Source organism: Micromonospora sp. NPDC049081 (genome assembly GCF_040648835.1).
In the GTDB taxonomy this organism is placed as follows: domain Bacteria; phylum Actinomycetota; class Actinomycetes; order Mycobacteriales; family Micromonosporaceae; genus Micromonospora; species Micromonospora antibiotica.
Genome location: NZ_JBEZEK010000004.1, coordinates 172,407 through 188,361 on the forward strand (window position 1 = coordinate 172,407; position 15,955 = coordinate 188,361).

At 71.5% G+C, this 15,955-nt stretch carries 14 protein-coding genes; 5 read left to right on the forward strand and 9 right to left on the reverse strand.

Annotated elements, in window-relative coordinates; all coding sequences use genetic code 11:
* Window positions 1-83: 83 nt before the first annotated feature.
* The 3 genes from manD to AB0B63_RS09485 all read left to right on the forward strand — a co-directional run bounded on the left by manD (window position 84) and on the right by AB0B63_RS09485 (window position 2,201).
* Window positions 84-1,292, forward strand: coding sequence for a D-mannonate dehydratase ManD (manD, locus tag AB0B63_RS09475; protein WP_357016287.1), 1,209 nt, complete (start codon window positions 84-86; stop codon window positions 1,290-1,292).
* An 89-nt stretch (window positions 1,293-1,381) separates the two neighbouring features.
* Window positions 1,382-1,759, forward strand: coding sequence for a hypothetical protein (locus tag AB0B63_RS09480; RefSeq protein ID WP_357016290.1), 378 nt, complete (start codon window positions 1,382-1,384; stop codon window positions 1,757-1,759).
* 145 nt (window positions 1,760-1,904) lie between these two features.
* The gene (locus AB0B63_RS09485; protein ID WP_357016293.1) at window positions 1,905-2,201 is read left to right on the forward strand and encodes a hypothetical protein; all 297 of its coding nucleotides are present in this window, start codon (window positions 1,905-1,907) and stop codon (window positions 2,199-2,201) included.
* Between the two features lie 24 nt (window positions 2,202-2,225).
* Here the strand turns inward: AB0B63_RS09485 and AB0B63_RS09490 are convergent, their stop codons facing one another.
* From AB0B63_RS09490 to AB0B63_RS09530, 9 genes are all read right to left on the reverse strand, one after another.
* Window positions 2,226-2,636, reverse strand: a complete 411-nt coding sequence (locus AB0B63_RS09490; protein WP_357016296.1) for a VOC family protein — start codon at window positions 2,634-2,636, stop codon at window positions 2,226-2,228.
* A gap of 10 nt (window positions 2,637-2,646) precedes the next feature.
* Entirely contained in the window at window positions 2,647-3,090 is a 444-nt protein-coding gene (locus tag AB0B63_RS09495; protein ID WP_208566701.1) for a helix-turn-helix transcriptional regulator, read from the reverse strand.
* Window positions 3,091-3,157: 67 nt separating this feature from the next.
* A complete protein-coding gene (locus AB0B63_RS09500) occupies window positions 3,158-5,278 on the reverse strand; it encodes an alpha-glucuronidase (RefSeq protein WP_357016298.1) in 2,121 nt (706 codons plus the stop codon).
* A complete protein-coding gene (locus AB0B63_RS09505; RefSeq protein ID WP_208566703.1) occupies window positions 5,275-5,958 on the reverse strand; it encodes a DUF624 domain-containing protein in 684 nt (227 codons plus the stop codon). The genes AB0B63_RS09500 and AB0B63_RS09505 overlap by 4 nt, the downstream gene beginning before the upstream one ends.
* Window positions 5,955-7,508 carry a xylan 1,4-beta-xylosidase gene (locus AB0B63_RS09510; RefSeq protein ID WP_357016303.1) on the reverse strand — a complete coding sequence of 518 codons (1,554 nt, stop codon included), beginning with the start codon at window positions 7,506-7,508 and terminating at the stop codon, window positions 5,955-5,957. The genes AB0B63_RS09505 and AB0B63_RS09510 overlap by 4 nt, the downstream gene beginning before the upstream one ends.
* An 89-nt stretch (window positions 7,509-7,597) precedes the next feature.
* Window positions 7,598-9,208, reverse strand: a complete 1,611-nt coding sequence (locus tag AB0B63_RS09515; protein ID WP_357016306.1) for an extracellular solute-binding protein — start codon at window positions 9,206-9,208, stop codon at window positions 7,598-7,600.
* A gap of 77 nt (window positions 9,209-9,285) precedes the next feature.
* Entirely contained in the window at window positions 9,286-10,227 is a 942-nt protein-coding gene (locus AB0B63_RS09520) for a carbohydrate ABC transporter permease (protein WP_307799128.1), read from the reverse strand.
* Window positions 10,224-11,204 (reverse strand): ABC transporter permease subunit, encoded by a 981-nt coding sequence (locus tag AB0B63_RS09525; protein WP_244252070.1) that lies wholly within the window; start codon window positions 11,202-11,204, stop codon window positions 10,224-10,226. The genes AB0B63_RS09520 and AB0B63_RS09525 overlap by 4 nt, the downstream gene beginning before the upstream one ends.
* 10 nt (window positions 11,205-11,214) lie before the next feature.
* Window positions 11,215-13,599 carry a glycoside hydrolase family 3 N-terminal domain-containing protein gene (locus AB0B63_RS09530; RefSeq protein ID WP_208566706.1) on the reverse strand — a complete coding sequence of 795 codons (2,385 nt, stop codon included), beginning with the start codon at window positions 13,597-13,599 and terminating at the stop codon, window positions 11,215-11,217.
* A 281-nt stretch (window positions 13,600-13,880) separates the two neighbouring features.
* Here AB0B63_RS09530 and AB0B63_RS09535 point away from each other — a divergent pair, with 281 nt between their 5' ends.
* Window positions 13,881-14,921: a LacI family DNA-binding transcriptional regulator gene (locus tag AB0B63_RS09535; protein WP_208566707.1), complete on the forward strand. Its 1,041-nt coding sequence runs from the start codon at window positions 13,881-13,883 to the stop codon at window positions 14,919-14,921.
* A 15-nt stretch (window positions 14,922-14,936) separates the two neighbouring features.
* The gene (locus AB0B63_RS09540; protein ID WP_357016312.1) at window positions 14,937-15,935 is read left to right on the forward strand and encodes an acetylxylan esterase; all 999 of its coding nucleotides are present in this window, start codon (window positions 14,937-14,939) and stop codon (window positions 15,933-15,935) included.
* Window positions 15,936-15,955 lie beyond the last annotated feature (20 nt).

Consider the following 15,955-nt stretch of genomic DNA (forward strand, 5'->3'; position numbering starts at 1 on the left):
ACCGGCCACCCACGCGGAACGGACCACGGCCTTCGTCCGCGCGGCGGACCACACGGCCTTCGTCGCCACCCGAAGGAGGCCGTGTGCGGATCGTCGACGCCCGGGTCATCGTCACCTGCCCGGGCCGCAACTTCGTCACCCTCAAGATCGTCACCGACGAGGGGGTCACCGGCGTCGGTGACGCCACCCTCAACGGCCGCGAGCTGGCCGTCGCGTCCTACCTGCGCGACCACGTGGTGCCGCTGCTGATCGGGCGGGACCCGGCCCGGATCGAGGACACCTGGCAGTACCTCTACCAGGGCGCCTACTGGCGACGGGGGCCGGTGACGATGAGCGCCATCGCCGCCGTGGACACCGCGCTGTGGGACATCAAGGGCAAGGTCGCCGGCCTGCCGGTCTACCAGCTGCTCGGCGGCCGGTCCCGCGACGGGGTCACCGTCTACGGGCACGCCAACGGCGAGACCGTCGAGGACGTGCTGGTCGAGGTCGCCCGCTACGTCGACCTCGGCTACCGGGCCGTCCGGGTGCAGTGCGGCGTGCCCGGCCTACCCAAGACCTACGGGGTCAGCACCGACAAGCTGTTCTACGAGCCGGCCGACGCGGCCCTGCCCAGCGAGGCCACCTGGTCCACCGCGCGTTACCTCGCGCACGTCCCGACGGTCTTCGCCCGGGTACGCGACGAGTTCGGCCCCACCCTGCGGCTGCTGCACGACGTGCACCACCGGCTCAGCCCGATCGAGGCCGCCCGGCTCGGCAGGAGCCTGGAACCGTACGCGCTGACCTGGATGGAGGACCCGGTCCCCGCCGAGTTGCCGGAGGGCTTCCGGCTGATCCGGCAGCACACCACCACCCCGGTCGCCGTCGGCGAGGTGTTCAACAGCATCTGGGACGCCGCCCAGCTCATCCGGGAACAGCTCATCGACTACATCCGCACCACGGTGGTGCACGCCGGTGGGATCACCCACCTGCGGCGCATCTTCGACCTGGCGGCGCTGCACCACGTGCGCAGCGGCTCGCACGGGGCCACCGACCTCTCCCCCGTCTGCATGGCCGCCGCCCTCCACGTCGACCTGGCCATCCCCAACTTCGGGCTGCAGGAGTACATGCGGCACACCGACGCCACCGACGAGGTCTTCCCGCACGGCTACCACTACGCCGACGGCTACCTGCACCCGGCGGAAACCCCCGGCCTCGGGGTGGACATCGACGAGCAGGCGGCGGCCCGCTACCCGTACGCCCCGGCGTACCTGCCGGTCAACCGGCTGGAGGACGGCACCGTCCACCCCTGGTGAGCGCGGGACCGCCGGGGACGTCTGGGCATCCGACCCACCGAGGTCTACCGTACGTATGCAGGCGGTCACACCGGAGTGGGGATGGTGCCATGACGACAGCACGGACCGGCGCGGGTCGGGCCCGGACGGGCCGGCTCCTCGCCACGACAGTCGCGGTGGCGGTGGGGGTGGCCGGCGGCCTGTCCGCCGGGACGCCGGCCCGCGCCGGCTCGAACGGGCAACAGGTCTACTTCGACTGGGGTCCCGCCTGGGGCCGCGCCACCCTCGAGGGCACCAACAACAACGGACAGTACGTGACCTCCCCGTCGATCTACCTCGGTGCCACCGGCTACGGGGCGTTGAGCGACTGGTGGTGGAAGGGGTGGGTCACGGTGCACTTCTACTACGCCGACGGGACCAGCCGGGACAGCCGTACCTGCTGGGTACCGACCGAGCAGAGCGGTTCGGACTGGACCTCCTGCTTCTGACGGCCACCGCCGCTCCCTCCGGCGGCAGAAGACCCGGCCCGCGCGCCTGCGGCCGCCGCCAGCCACGTCGACGCCACGGTCAGAAGAGGTGAACATGCGGATACCGACGAGAATCGGCAGGATCGCGGTCGGTGCGGCCGTCACGATGGCCGCCGTGACAGCCGCCGCCCCGCCTGCGGTGGCCGGCTCCAACGGTCAGCAGATCGCGTTCAACTACAGCGGCCCGGCCTACGGGTTCGTCTACCTGGAGGGATACAACCAGTCAGGCGACTGGGTCTACTCCCCCTCGATCCCGCTCGACTCGTCCGGCTACGGCCAGCTCTACGGCTGGTGGTGGCGCGGGTTCGTGACCGTCAACTTCTACTACTCGAACGGGACCTGGGCCCGGGGCAGCACCTGCAACGTACCGATCGACCAGTGGGGCGACTGGACCTACTGCTGACCGACCACCCCACCGGACGGGCAGTCAGCGCAGCTCCTTGACCCGGATCAGGTTGCCGGCCGGGTCGCGGAAGGCGCAGTCGCGCACCCCGTACGGCTGGTCGATCGGCTCCTGGACGACCTCGGCGGCACTGGCCTGCACCGTCTCGAAGGTGCCGTCGAGGTCGGGGGTGGCCAGCATGAGCCAGCCGTAGGTGCCCTTGGCCATCATCTCGGCGATGGTCCGGCGCTCCTCGTCGGTGACCCCGGGGTCGACCGCCGGTGGGGCCAGCAGGATCGACGTTCCGGGCTGGCCGGGTGGCCCGACGGTGATCCAGCGCATCCTGCCCGAGCCGACGTCGTTGCGGACCTCGAAGCCGAGGATGTCGCGGTAGAAGACCAGCGAGGCGTCCGGGTCGTCGTGCGGCAGGACGCAGGTGTCGATGGTGAGATCCATGCCGCTCACGCTAGGTGATGATGGTGGCGGGTGCTTCTCGATTCCTGACCGGTCGGGTCACCTGTTTGGTCAGGCACGGCGGCAACTGGGCCGACCCCTGCGCCGCCAACGCCCGGTAGCTGCTCGGCGGCATGCCGACCAGCTCGGCGAAGCGGGTGCTGAAGGTGCCCAGCGACGAGCAGCCGACCGCGAAGCAGACCTCGGTGACGCTGAGGTCGCCCCGACGCAGCAGCGCCATCGCCCGCTCGATGCGCCGGGTCATCAGATAGGAGTACGGTGACTCGCCGTAGGCGCGACGGAACTGCCGGCTCAGGTGACCGGCCGACATGTGCACACCCCGGGCGAGCGCCTCGACGTCCAGCGGTCGGGCGTACTCCCGGTCGATGCGGTCCCGCACCCGGCGCAGCCGGGCCAGGTCGCGGAGCTGCTGGTCGGGGGCGGATCTGCTGCTCACCCCCGTGATCGTGCCACGTCCCGGCGTCCGGCGGGTCGGCCCACGCCGGCCGGATACGCGGCGCTGGTCAGTGGATGCGGCGGCCCCGGGCGTCGGGCACCCCGGACTTGCGGAAGAAGTACGTGTTGACCTGGTCCCGCCACTCGGTCGCACAGCGCAACTGCTCGTCGAAACGCTCGACGACCCGGTCGTACACCGCCTGGTCGATCACCCCGGCGAGCCGGGTCCACCGGTCCCGCATCGCCACCACCTCCGCCACCCCGGCGAAGTGCGTGTCGTAGATGTGCTGGATGACGGTGACGCCGCTGTGCAGGACGTGCGAGTAGGGCACGTGGTGGAAGAAGAGCAGCAGCTCGTCCGGGCACCGCTCCAGCGACTCGTACACCTGGGACCAGGGCGGCGGGTACTGGCCGGCGAAACCGGTGCCGGTCGCGCAGGTCCGGTCCACGCCGACGCCGTCGCGGTCGGCGAAGTGGTAGGTGCCCCACCGGCTGTACTCGTAGCCGTCCACCCCCGGCCCGTAGTGGCCGGCCGGATTGACCATGAAGCCGACCCCCAACGGGGCGGTGTAGCGCTCGTAGGTGCGCCAGGAGTCGTCGAGCACCGCGTGCAGCGTCTCACGGACCAATGCCGGGTCACCCACCGTCGACGCCGGGAAGGTCAGGTCGATCCACTCGTCGAGGATCGCGTCGGCAGCCAGGCCCGGATCCCAGGCCAGCCGCCCGAAGGCGTACAGGTTGGCCTGGGCGAGCGGGTGCCCGCACCAGAACGGGTCGTCACCGACGTTGGCGACGGCGACCAGGTCACCACCCCGGTGCGGCCCGGGACCGGGCACGTCCGCCAGCACGTCGGTGACGCTGCGCTCCGCCGGCCCCCACGGCCGGAAGGCCAGCACCTCGTGCCACCAGGGGGCGAGGTAGCACGCGTGCCACTGCTGGCCGGTGTACTCCTGGGTCACCTGCAACTCCACCGCCACCCGGGTGGCGGGCATCGCCGCGATCACCGGCGACACCGGCTCCCGGGGCTGGAAGTCGACCGGGCCGAACTTCACCTGGAGGACGACGTTGTCGGCGAACCGCCCGTCCAGTGGGGCGAAGTGGTCGTACGCGGCGCGGGCCCGGTCGGTCGTCCGGTCCCGCCAGTCCTGCCGGTGGTCGTAGACGAACGCCCGCCAGTGCACCACTGCCCCGTGCGGGGCGAGCGCGGCGGCCAGCAGGTTCGCCCCGTCGGCGTGGTCACGCCCGTAGCTGAACGGGCCGGGCTGCCCCTCCGAGTCGGCCTTCACCACGTACCCGCCGAAGTCGGGGATGCGCGCGTAGACCCGGCGGGTGGTGCTCTCCCACCAGTCCCGCACCCCGTCGTCGAGGGGGTCGGCGGTGGGCAGGCCACCGAGGACGACGGGAGCGGCGAAGGTCACCGACAGGTGCACCCGGATGCCGTACGGGCGCAGCAGGTCGGCGAGGTCGACCACGTCGTCGAGCCGGTCGGTCAGCAGCCGCGCCTCGGTCAGCCCCACGTTGACGTTGTTCACCGAGATCGCGTTGACGCCGCAGGCGGCGAGCAGCCGGGCGTACGCCCGCAGCCGGTCCCGGTCGCCGCGCGGGCCGCCGTCGCGCCAGAAGATCGAGCCACCGGCGTAGCCGCGTTCCACCTGCCCCATCACCGGGTGCACGGCCACGTTGTCCCAGTGGTCGAGCATCCGGCGGCGCAACGCGGGTCGGTGCGCCCGCGCCGGGTGGTCCCCGGTGTGCGCGGCCTCGCCGAGCCGGACCAGGTGGAACAGCCCGTACAGCAGCCCGGCCGGGGCGTCGGCCAGCACCACCGTCACGTCGTCGACCCGGGTCAGCAGGAACCCCTCGTCGCCGAGCGGCCCGTCGGGGGTCGGGCCCGCCGTCACGGCGGCCGGCACCGCCGACGGCAGCGGTCCCGGGTCACGCAGGGCGAGCACCAGGTCGACGGGGTCGACCGCCGACGCGCCGTCGGTGCCGGTGCGGTCCACCCGTCCGCCGTGTGCGGCGCAGGCCTGCGCCACCTCGGCGAAGACCGTGTCGACCAGCAGACCGTCGCCGTGCACCACCACCCTGCGTACGCCGAGGGGCCGCCACGCCTGCGGCGGCAGCCAGGCGGGATGCGGCCGGGGTTCCCCGGCGCCGCTCACTCCGGCCGGGACGGTGACGGGCCTGGTCATCCGGTGAAGTCCTTCCGCACGATGTCGGTCATCGCCGTGGCGACCCGCAGGTACGCCACGACGAACAGCACGGCCAGCAACGCCAGCAGCGCCTCGGAGAAGAGCACGGTGAGCGCCGCGGCGGCGGCCAGCAACAGCAGGTTGCCGACGGTGACGCCCGGGGTGCGGATCAGGAAGTGCACCGCCAGCCGCAGCACGTCGCGGGTGCGGAAGGTAAACAGCGAGGCGATCACCAGGGCGTTGCCGCCGATCAGCACGAGCAGCACGCCGAGCCCGACCAGCGGCACCGCCCAGCCGGCCGGGACGCCCGCGGCGGACAGGTGGGTGAGGTTGACCCCGAGGACGGTCAGCCACAGCAGCAGCGGCACCCAGAGCCGCAGCACCTGCGGCAGGTTGGCCCGGTAGCCCTGCCAGAACCGGGCCGCGGGGTGCAGGTCGGTCAGGTCGGGGCGTTGGTGGTGCAGGGCGTACAGGGCGGCGGAGACCGCCGGGCCGACGGGGAGCAGGCAGACCGCGACCAGCGGCAGGTTGCTGGCGTCCCGGCCGAGCAGGAGCAGCGGGACCAGTCCGGGCAGGGTGACCAGTGCCAGCAGCAGCCCGACGACGAGCACCGTGTAGATCGACGCGGCGGCCCGCGACAGTGGACCGTCGCCGAACTCCCGCCAGGGCTGCGCGCTCACGACCGCTCGTCCCGGTCCGTCGGCGGGGTGCGTTCGGTGGGGCCGCCGAGCAGCCGGGCCTCGTCCCACCACGGCGGGGTCTCGTCGCGCACCGCCGCCAACTCGACCAGGGTGACCTCGTGCCGGGCCAGGGTGAGGTCGAGGTCGACCCGACCGGCGGTGACCGGCAGGGCCCGGTGGGAGCGGGTCGGCTCGGCGGCCTCCCGCAGGCTGTCCAACTGCCCGGGGCGGGGAGACCGGGGACGGCCCATCTCGCTCCAGGCGGTCCAGGCGTTACCGGCCTCCTCGCTGACCGACGAGCGGAGCAGGAACACCGACGAGGCACCGGGCGGGCCCACCGGCACCGACAGGGCCAGCGGGTGCCGGTCGGGCACCGGCGTGTGGCCCGTCACGTCCACCGGCGCCCAGGCCAGCACGGCGACCCGGCCGTCGGGATGCCGGGTGACCAGGTGGTCCGCACCGCGCGCCAGCACCTCGTCGCCGAGGCGGGCCATGAAGGCGTACAGGTGGTAGGTGGGTTTCTTGATCTGCCGGTGGGTGAGCAGGCCGAACCCGCCGTGGAACAACGCGGTCGGCACCCCCGTCTCCTCGAACATGTCGCTGAACGTCCAGTACGAGAAGGAGTCGACCAGGTCGCCGCCGGCCGCCAGCACCGGGGCGAGGTACGCGGCATGGAAGGCCGTGTCGTGGATCGGGTTGTCCGGCCGGTAGGAGGAGTTGAACTCGGTGATGTGCACCGGCAGCTCCGCCAGGGCGGTGCCGTAGAGGTGCCGCCGGGGCGCGGCGAACTGCTCCAGCAGCGACGACGCCGGGGCCAGCGTCTGGTGGGTGCCGAAGGGTACGTGCTGGGCGGGACCGGAGGTGTAGGCGTGCCGGCTGACGAAGTCGACAGGCACGCCGCGTGCGGCGACGAAGTCGGCGAAGGGTTCCAGCCAGTCGTCCGCGCCGGGTGAGATGGCCGGGCCGCCGACCTGCAACCCGGCGTCGACCTCCTTGACCGCGTGCGCGGTGACCTCGTAGAGGCGGTGGTAGGCGTCCCGGTCCGCACCCTGCCAGAAGTCGGGCAGGTTGGGCTCGTTCCACACCTCGATCGGCCAGCCCCGCACCTCGTCGAGGCCGTACCGGTCGACCAGGTGGGCCACCGTGGCGCGGACCAGGTCGGCCCACTCCGACCAGCAGCGGGGCGGGGTGACGTTGCCCTGCCACCAGAACACCGTCTGCCCGCCGGAGGCCAGCGCCTCGGGCATGAAGCCCAACTCCACGAAGGGTCGGATGCCCAGCCCGAGGTAGGCGTCGACGACCTGGTCGACGTACGTGAAGGAGTGGTGCACCCGCCGTTCGCCGCCGTGCTGGTAGGGACGGTGGACACCGACGCCGTCGCTGAGCAGGCCGTGCCCGCGGATGTGCCGGAAGCCGATGTCCTGCTGGATCAGGGCCAGCGAGTCCTGGTAGTCGCGGCGCAGGGCCAGCTCGAAACGCCCGGTGCCGACACAGTGCCGCCAGGCGTCGGTGAGCCGCCCCACGGGCTGGGCGGGAACGGTGATCCGCATCGTGGTCGTCCTCCGGTGGTCGCCGCGTCGGTGACCGGTCCGGCCGGACCCGTGGCAGGGCCCGGCCGGACCGGGTCGGACCGGGTCGGTCAGCCGTTGTCCTTCTCGAACCGCTCGTGCGCCTTGTTGACCAGGCCGATGTACTGGTCGGCGTTCTTGGCCTTCAGCTCACCGACGTAGGCGTCCCACTCGGTGAGGGGACGCTGGCCGAGGATGAACTTGAGCGTGTTCTGCACGACGTGGTCCTTCAGCGGGGTCTCCCACAGCGACGCCTGCTCCCGCTCCTCGTCGGTGAGCGGGGCCGGCGGGTCCACCGGCAGCGGCGTCCGGGCGTTCATCACCTTCTGGAACTCCATCTCCTCCGGCGAGAAGAACGACTGCACCAGGTCGAGCTTGCCGCCGTAGGAGAACACCCCGTTGCCGAAGCCGAAGTCCTTCTGCAGGTGCTTGCTGCCCTTGGGGTTGAGCCCGATCATGTCGACGTCGGGGTTCAGGGTGTACTTGCCGGCGTCCTTGGTGAAGGTGGTGCCCTCGACGCCCCACTTGGCGAACTCCTGACCGGCGTCGGAGTAGTACAGCCAGTCGATGAACTGCATCATCGCCACGAAGTTCTTGCTGTCCCGGGCCTTCTTGGAGATCATGATGCCGTTCTCCAGCCGGCTGGCCGGGTTGATCTCGCCGGCCGGGCCGACCAGCATCGGGATCTTCGTCAGCTTGGCGTTCGGCAGGGTCTTGGCCAGGTCGGGACGGTAGTCGTTGACCAGGGTCTGGGCGTTGCTGCCGATGACGAAGGACTTGCCGTTGGCGAGCTTCTGCCGGGCCTGCTCATCGGTCTGGGTGAAGCTCTCCGGGTCGAGCAGCTTCTCGGCCACCAGCTTGTTGAGGTAGACGATCACCTGCTTGTACTGCTCGGTGGCGCCGGTGTAGACGAACTTCTTCGCCGCCGGGTCCCAGGTGGCGGGGTTCCAGCTCCAGCCGGTCCGGAGGCCGTGCGCGGCGCCGACGATGCTCAGCAGTTCCCCGCCCGGGTTCGGCTTGCTCCACCGGTCCGAGTACGGGTACGAGTCGGGGTAGCGCGCCTTCATCGCCTTGAGCACGGTGTACAGCTCGTCCCAGGTCTTGGGGATCTGGAGGTTGAGCTGCTGGAGGATGTCGGTGCGCACCGCGATCGAGTATTCCGCCCACGGCTTCTCGTGCAGGCCGGGCAGCAGGTAGAACTTGCCGTCGGACTGTCGCAGCGTGTCGAACTCCGGTTGGAGGTTCCACTTGGCGATCTTGTCCTTGAGGTTGGGCATCAGGTCCAGGTAGTCGCTCACCGGCAGGATCGCGCCGGATGAGACGAAGGCGTTCTCCGACGGGTGGTAGGTCTTCGGCATGATCAGTGGGGCGTCGCCGGCACCGATCAGCAGGCTGCGCTTCTGCTCGTAGTCGCTCAGCGGCACGGCCACCGGTGCGAGCTTGACGTTGGTCCGCTTGGTCAGCTCCGACCAGAACAGCCAGTCGTCCTTGAGCGGATAGTTCGGGTGGTTGTTGTAGAGAATGGAGAAGGACAGCGGTTCGGTGGCCTTGAACTGCTTGTCGATCCCGTAGTCGGCCATCGCGCCGGCCCGGTTGCCGTCGAGGTTCTTGGCCTCCGGGGCGTCATCGGAGCAGGCCCCGACGAGGGTGAGGGTGAGCAGCCCGGCAGTGGCTATCGCCACGCGGCGCCACGTCCTGTGGAACATGGCTCGTCCTTTCGATCGGGTGGTGTGGGGTGCGGTGGAGTGGAACGGTCGGGCTACCCCTTGACCGCGCCGAGCATCACGCCGGACACGAAGAACCGTTGGATGAAGGGGTAGACCGCGAGGATCGGCAGGGTGGTGAGCACGATGGTCACGGCCTGGATGGTGGCCGCCGCCTGCACCGCGTCGGACTCGGCGACACCGCCGGCCGACTGCGCCCCGGTCGCCCCGGCGATGAGGTTGCGCAGGTAGACCGTGACCGGGAGCAGGTCCTGCTGGTCCAGGTAGAGGAACGCGGTGAACCAGGAGTTCCAGAAGGACACCGCGTAGAACAGCAGCATCGTGGCGATGATCGCCTTGGACAGCGGCAACACGATCCGCAGCAGGGTGCCGTACGTGCTGAGCCCGTCGACGGCGGCGGCCTCCTCCAACTCGACCGGCAGGCTCTCGAAGAACGCCTTCATCACCAGCAGGTTGAACACGTTGATCGCGTTGGGCAGCACCACCGCCCAGATGCTGTTCTTCATCCCCAGGCTGGTGATGAGCACGTAGTTGGGGATCAGCCCGCCGGAGAAGAACATGGTGAACACGGCGATCCCGACGAGCACCCCACGCCCTCGGAGCTGGTGCTTGGACAACACGTACGCGTAGCAGGTGGTCAGCACGATCGAGATGGCGGTGGCCACGACGGTGTAGACCACGGTGTTGCGGTAGTTGGTCCAGAACATCGGGTCGGACATCACCAGCCGGTAGGCGGTGAGGTTGAAGCCCTGCGGGACGAGGTTGACCTTGCCCGCGATGATCGGCGCCTCGTCGCTGAGCGACCGGGCCACGATGTTGACGAACGGGTAGAGCGTCACGATCACCACGAGGGTCAGCACGACCCCGTTGACCGCCTGGAACACCCGGTAACCCCGAGTGGGTCGGATGCCCCGGGACCGGCGGGCCCGCACGGGTGGTGTCGTCTTCGGGCCGGCCGTGCCGGGGGCCACGGTCACCACAGGCTCGTCCCGACCGTACGCCGGGAGATGGTGTTCGCCCCGAGGACCAGGATCAGCCCGATCACCGCCTCGAACAGGCCGATGGCGGCGGCGTAGCTGAAGTTGCTCGACTCGAAGCCCAACCGGAACAGGTACGTGGAGATCACGTCGGCGGTCGGGTACGTCAGCGGGTTGTACAGCAGCAGGATCTTCTCGAACCCGACGGCCATGAAGGTGCCGATGTTGAGGATCAGTAGGGTCACCATCGTCGGCCGGATCCCGGGCAGCGTGACGTGCCAGGTCTGCCGCCACCGGTTGGCCCCGTCGATGCGGGCCGCCTCGTAGAGGTTCTCGTCGATGGTGGTGAGCGCCGCCAGGTAGAGGATCGTCCCCCAGCCGACGGTCTGCCAGACCTCCGAGGAGACGTAGATGGCCCGGAACCAGCCCGGCTGCTGCAGGAACGGCACGCCCTCGCCGCCGAGACCCCGGACCAGCTGGTTGACCGAGCCGTCCATCGACAGCAGCTGCATCACCATCGCCGCGACGATCACGATGGACAGGAAGTGCGGCAGGTAGGACACCGACTGGACGAACCGCTTGAGCCGGCGGGCCCGGACCTCGTTGAGCAGCAGCGCCAGCACGATCGGCAGTGGGAAGCAGAACAGCAGGGTCAGCGTGCCCAGCACCAGGGTGTTGGTGAACACCTGCCAGAAGGTGGGGTCGGCGAGGAACAGCCGGAAGTACCGCAGGCCCACCCAGTATTCGCCGAACACGCTGCCGCCGGGGCTGAACCGGCGGAACGCGATCACGTTGCCGATCATCGGCAGGTAGCGGAACACCAGGAAGAACAGCAGCGGCACGACGGCCAGCGAGTAGAGCTGCCAGTCCCGACGCAGGGACCGCCGCCAGGACCGTCGGCGACGGCGTCGCGGGGCCGGGTTCGCCGCCGCCTGTCCCGGGGTCGCCGGGGGCGGCCGTAACGTCTCGGATGTCATCCTCGGCCTCCTATCCGGCGTGCTGGCCGGTCGCGACGGGCTCGACCCGTACCGACGTGAGCAGGTGCCGCTGGACGCCGACCTGACGTTCGTCGCCGGTCAGGCGCAGCGGCAGGGTCGCCGCGGTGTCGCCGCTGGAGCGGCCGAACCGCAGCTCGACGTCGCCGGGTTCGACGATGCGCCGGCCGTCGCGCCCGGTGAACGAGGTGAGGTCGGCCGGCACGGTGAAGCTGACGTGCGCCGCCGCGCCGGGGTCCAGCGGCACCCGGGCGAAGCCGACCAGCCGGACCACGGGCCGGGTGGTCTGCGCGACCGGGTCGTGCAGGTAGAGCTGGACCACCTCGGTGCCGGCCCGGTGCCCGGTGTTGCGCACGGTGATCCGTACCGTCGTCTCGCCGTCGACCGGCCAGGCCGGCGGCCCGTCGACCGGCCCGACGCCCGGCACCACCGGGTCGGTCCACGCGAAGGTGGTATAGCTCAACCCGTGGCCGAACGGGTACGCCGGGGTGGGGTCGATCGAGGAGACCTCGGAGCGTCGGCCCAGCGGCGGCGTCAGGTAGGTGCCCGGCAGGCCACCCGCGTCGCGGGGGACGCTGACCGGCAGCCGCCCGGACGGGTTCACCGCGCCGGTGAGCACCTCGGCGAGCGCCTGGCCGCCGCGCTGGCCGAGGAAGAACGCCTGGACGACGGCGGCGGCCCGGTCGTGGTCGGGGCCGAGCGCGTAGGGCCGGCCGGTCATCAGCACCAGGACCACCGGCGTGCCGGTGTCGAGCACGGCCCGGACCAGGTCGGCCTGGACGCCGGGCAGCCGCAGGTCGTCGGCGTCGCAGCCCTCCCCGGAGGTCCCCCGGCCGAACATGCCGGCGCGGTCGCCGACGGCGAGCACGCACACGTCGGCCGCCGCCGCGGCGGCGACCGCCGCCGGGATGCCCGAGGTGTCCCCGTCGGTGATGGCGCAGCCCGGCTCGTGCACGAGGCCGGGAACCAACCGGGTGAGTTCGTCGCGCAGCGAGGGGATCTCCAGGCCCAACCCGTGCTCGGGGTGCCGGACGCCGACGTGGTTGGGGAAGGAGTAGCAGCCGAGCAGGGCCATCGGGTCGTCGGCGACCGGGCCGACCAGGGCGACCCGCCGGTCGGGGGCGAGCGGCAGCACGCCGTCGTTGCGCAGCAGCACCACCGACTCGCGGGCCAGCCGGACGGCGACGTCCCGGCTGGTCTCGTCGTCGAGGCGTAGGTTTTCCACGTCCTCGGGCAGTTCCTGCCAGTCCGCGTCGAGCAGCCCCAGCTCGATCTTCTGGATCAGCACCCGGCGCAGCGCGCGGTCGATCAGCGCCTCGTCGATCTCGCCGGCCCGCACCGCCGCCACCAGCGGTTCGCCGAAGGCGTCCACGGTGGGCAGTTCCACGTCGATGCCGGCGCGCAGGGCGAGTCGGGCGGCGTCGGCGGCGTCGGCGGCCACCCCGTGCAGGGTCTCCAGGAACCGCACCGCGAAGTAGTCGGCGACGAGGGTGCCGGTGAACCCCCACTCGTCGCGCAGCAGCCGGGTGAGCAGCCCTTCGTCGGCGGCGACGGGCAGGCCGTCGATCTCGGCGTACGAGTGCATCACCGAGCGGGCCCCGCCGAGGCGCAGCGCCATCTCGAACGGCGGCAGGATGACGTCGGCCAGCTCCCGGTGGCCCATCGACACCGGGGCGAGGTTCCGGCCGCCCCGGGAGGCGGAGTAGCCGGCGAAGTGCTTGAGGGTGGCGACGACACCGGCCCGTTCCAGGCCCCGCACGTACGCCGCACCGGTCGTCCCGACCAGGTAGGGATCCTCGCCGATGGTCTCCTCGGTGCGTCCCCACCGGTAGTCCCGGGTGACGTCGAGTACCGGGGCGAGTCCCTGGTGGACGCCGGCGGCCCGCATCGACCGGCCGATCCGACCGGCCATCTCCTCGACCAGCGCGGGGTCGAAGGACGCGCCCCAGCCCAGCGGGGTCGGATAGACCGTGGCCCGCCAGGCGGCGAACCCGGTGAGGCACTCCTCGTGCACCTGGGCCGGGATGCCGAACCGGCTCGCCGCGGCGATCTGCGCCTGGGAGGCGGCCAGCGAGCGGGCGCCCACGACGGGGTCGACCGGCGCGGTGCCGAACGGTCGGGTCAGTTGCCCGAGCCCGTACCGGATGATGTCACTCCACGGCGGGGCCCCGTCGATCATGTCGGCCTGGTGCGGGGCGACCCCCTCGCCGGATGCCTCCGCGCCGACCCAGACCCCGACGAGCTGGGCGATCTTCTCCTCCAGCGACATGACCGGGACCAGCGCGTCGGCCCGTTGCGCGGGTGAGCGTCGCGGATCCCGCCACGGCTGGGTGTCCTGGGGCGTCGGGCCGTCGTCGACGGGCACCTGACTTCTCATGCCACACCTCTCACCATCGACCGCTCCCCCGCCCGCGCCGAACTGACCGACGCGGTGTGCCGGCGGAGGGTTCGAAAATTTCGTAAACAGCGCGTTACCTTTTTCGGGCAACTTAGGAGGCATCCCGGAGACTGTCAAGGGTCTCAAATGCGACATCCGGGAGCGCTCTTCCCGCAAAGGGCATTCACCCCCGTCAAAATCTTCCATCGACGCCGATCCCGCTTTCGCAGCCGACGTGTTAGAGTCCTCCGAAACTTTCGGAAGTGCCTGGTGAGGCTTCGATGACCGCGTCCCGCCCGCTCACCCCACAGTCCTCGGCCACCATCGCCACCATCGCCGAGGAGGTCGGCGTCTCCGTGGCGACCGTCTCGAAGGTGCTCAACGGGCGTGCGGACGTCGCCGCAGAGACCCGGGCGCGGGTCGAGGAGAGCCTGGAGCGCCACCGGTACCGCCGCCGCATCCGCCGGCAGTCGCCCGGCATCGACCAGATCGACCTCGTCTTCCACGAGTTCAACTCCGGCTGGGCGATGGAGATCATGAGCGGGGTGGAGGCGGTGGCCAGCGCCGCCGGGCTCGGCATCGCCATCTCCCAGCTCGACGGGGAGCACCGGCCCGCGCCCCGCCGGCTGGACGCCCTGATCGCCCGCCGACCACTGGGCCTGCTCTTCGTGCTCTGCCACCCGACCCCGTCCCAACAACTCCTGCTGGCCGAGCACCGCATCCCGTTCGTGGTGGTCGACACCGACAGCGCGACCTCGGCGTCGGTGCCGACCGTCGGGTCGAACAACTGGAACGGCGGCCTGTTGGCCACCCGGCACCTGATGGAGTTGGGGCACCGGCGGATCGCCGTCATCTCCGGCCCCCGGGACGTGCTGTGCAGCCAGGCCCGCGCCGCCGGCTTCCGCTCCGCGCACGACCAGTTGGGGCTGGCCGTGGACGTCGACCTGGTGCGCTACGGCAGCTTCTACGTCGACGGCGGGCACGCCCACGGGTTGGAGCTGCTGGCCGGGCCCGACCGGCCCACCGCGATCTTCGCCGGCTCCGACCTGCAGGCCATCGGCGTGCTCCGGGCCGCCCGCCAGCTCGGCCTGCGGGTGCCCGACGACCTCTCGGTGATCGGGTACGACGACCTGCCGGTGGCCGGTTGGACCGACCCGCCGCTGACCACCGTGCACCAACCGCTGCGGGACATGGCCGGCACCGCCACCCAGATGCTGCTGGAGCTGGCCCGGGGTGGCTCCGTCGCGACCAGCCGGATCGACCTGGTGACCGAGCTGGTCGTCCGGGAGAGCACCGCACCACCCGCAACCACCCGCCCCTGACCAGCCGAGGAACCCATGTCTGCCACCGAAGACCTGCGGCGGTACACGCCCGCTGTCGTCGAGCCCGCCGACTTCGACGCGTTCTGGCGTACCACGCTCGCCGAGGCGACCGCCCGGCCGGTGCTCGTCGACGTCCGCCCGCACCGGACCGACCTGCGCCTGGTCGACACCTGGGACGTCACCTTCGCCGGTTTCGCCGGTGACCCGGTGCGGGCCTGGTACACCCGCCCGGCCGGGGTCGACGCCGCGCTGCCCGCCGTGGTCGAGTACGCCGGTTACGGGCGCGGCCGGGGCCTGCCGCACGAGCGGCTGACCTGGCCGGTGGCCGGGTACGCGCACCTGCTGATGGACAACCGGGGCCAGTCCGGGCTGCACGGCGCGGGCGACACCCCGGACCCGCACGGGTCGCCCGGTGGCCCGTGGCCCGCCACCTGGGGCATCCTCGACCCGTACGACTACCACTACCGTCGGCTGATCACCGACGCGGTCCGGGCGGTCGATGCCCTGCGCGCGCTGCCCGGGGTGGACCCGGCCCGGGTCGCCGCCGTCGGCAACAGCCAGGGCGGCGGGCTGGCCCTGGCGGTCGCCGGCCTGCGCGACGACCTCGCGGCGCTGCTGACCACCGCGCCGTTCCTCTGCGACGTCCAGCGCGGGATCGAACTGACCGACGCCGCCCCGTACGGTGAGATCGCCAGGTACCTGGCGGTGCACCGCCAGGTCGAGGAGGCCGTCCGGCACACGCTGTCCTACGTCGACGGGGTGACCTTCGCCCGACGGGCCACCGCGCCCGCGCACTTCGGCATCGGCCTGCGCGACAACGTCTGCCCACCGAGCACCGGCTTCGCCGCCTACAACCAGTACGGCGCGGCGAACGGTCGGGAGGGGACACCGGCGCGGCAGCTGCACACCTACCCGTTCAACGGCCACGAGGGTGGCGAGGCGTGGCAGGTCGAACGGCAGCTGCGCTGGCTCGACGCGCTGCTGGTGGGGGGCACCGAGCACGCGGCGCGGTGACCGGCGGTCGGCCCGCCCGA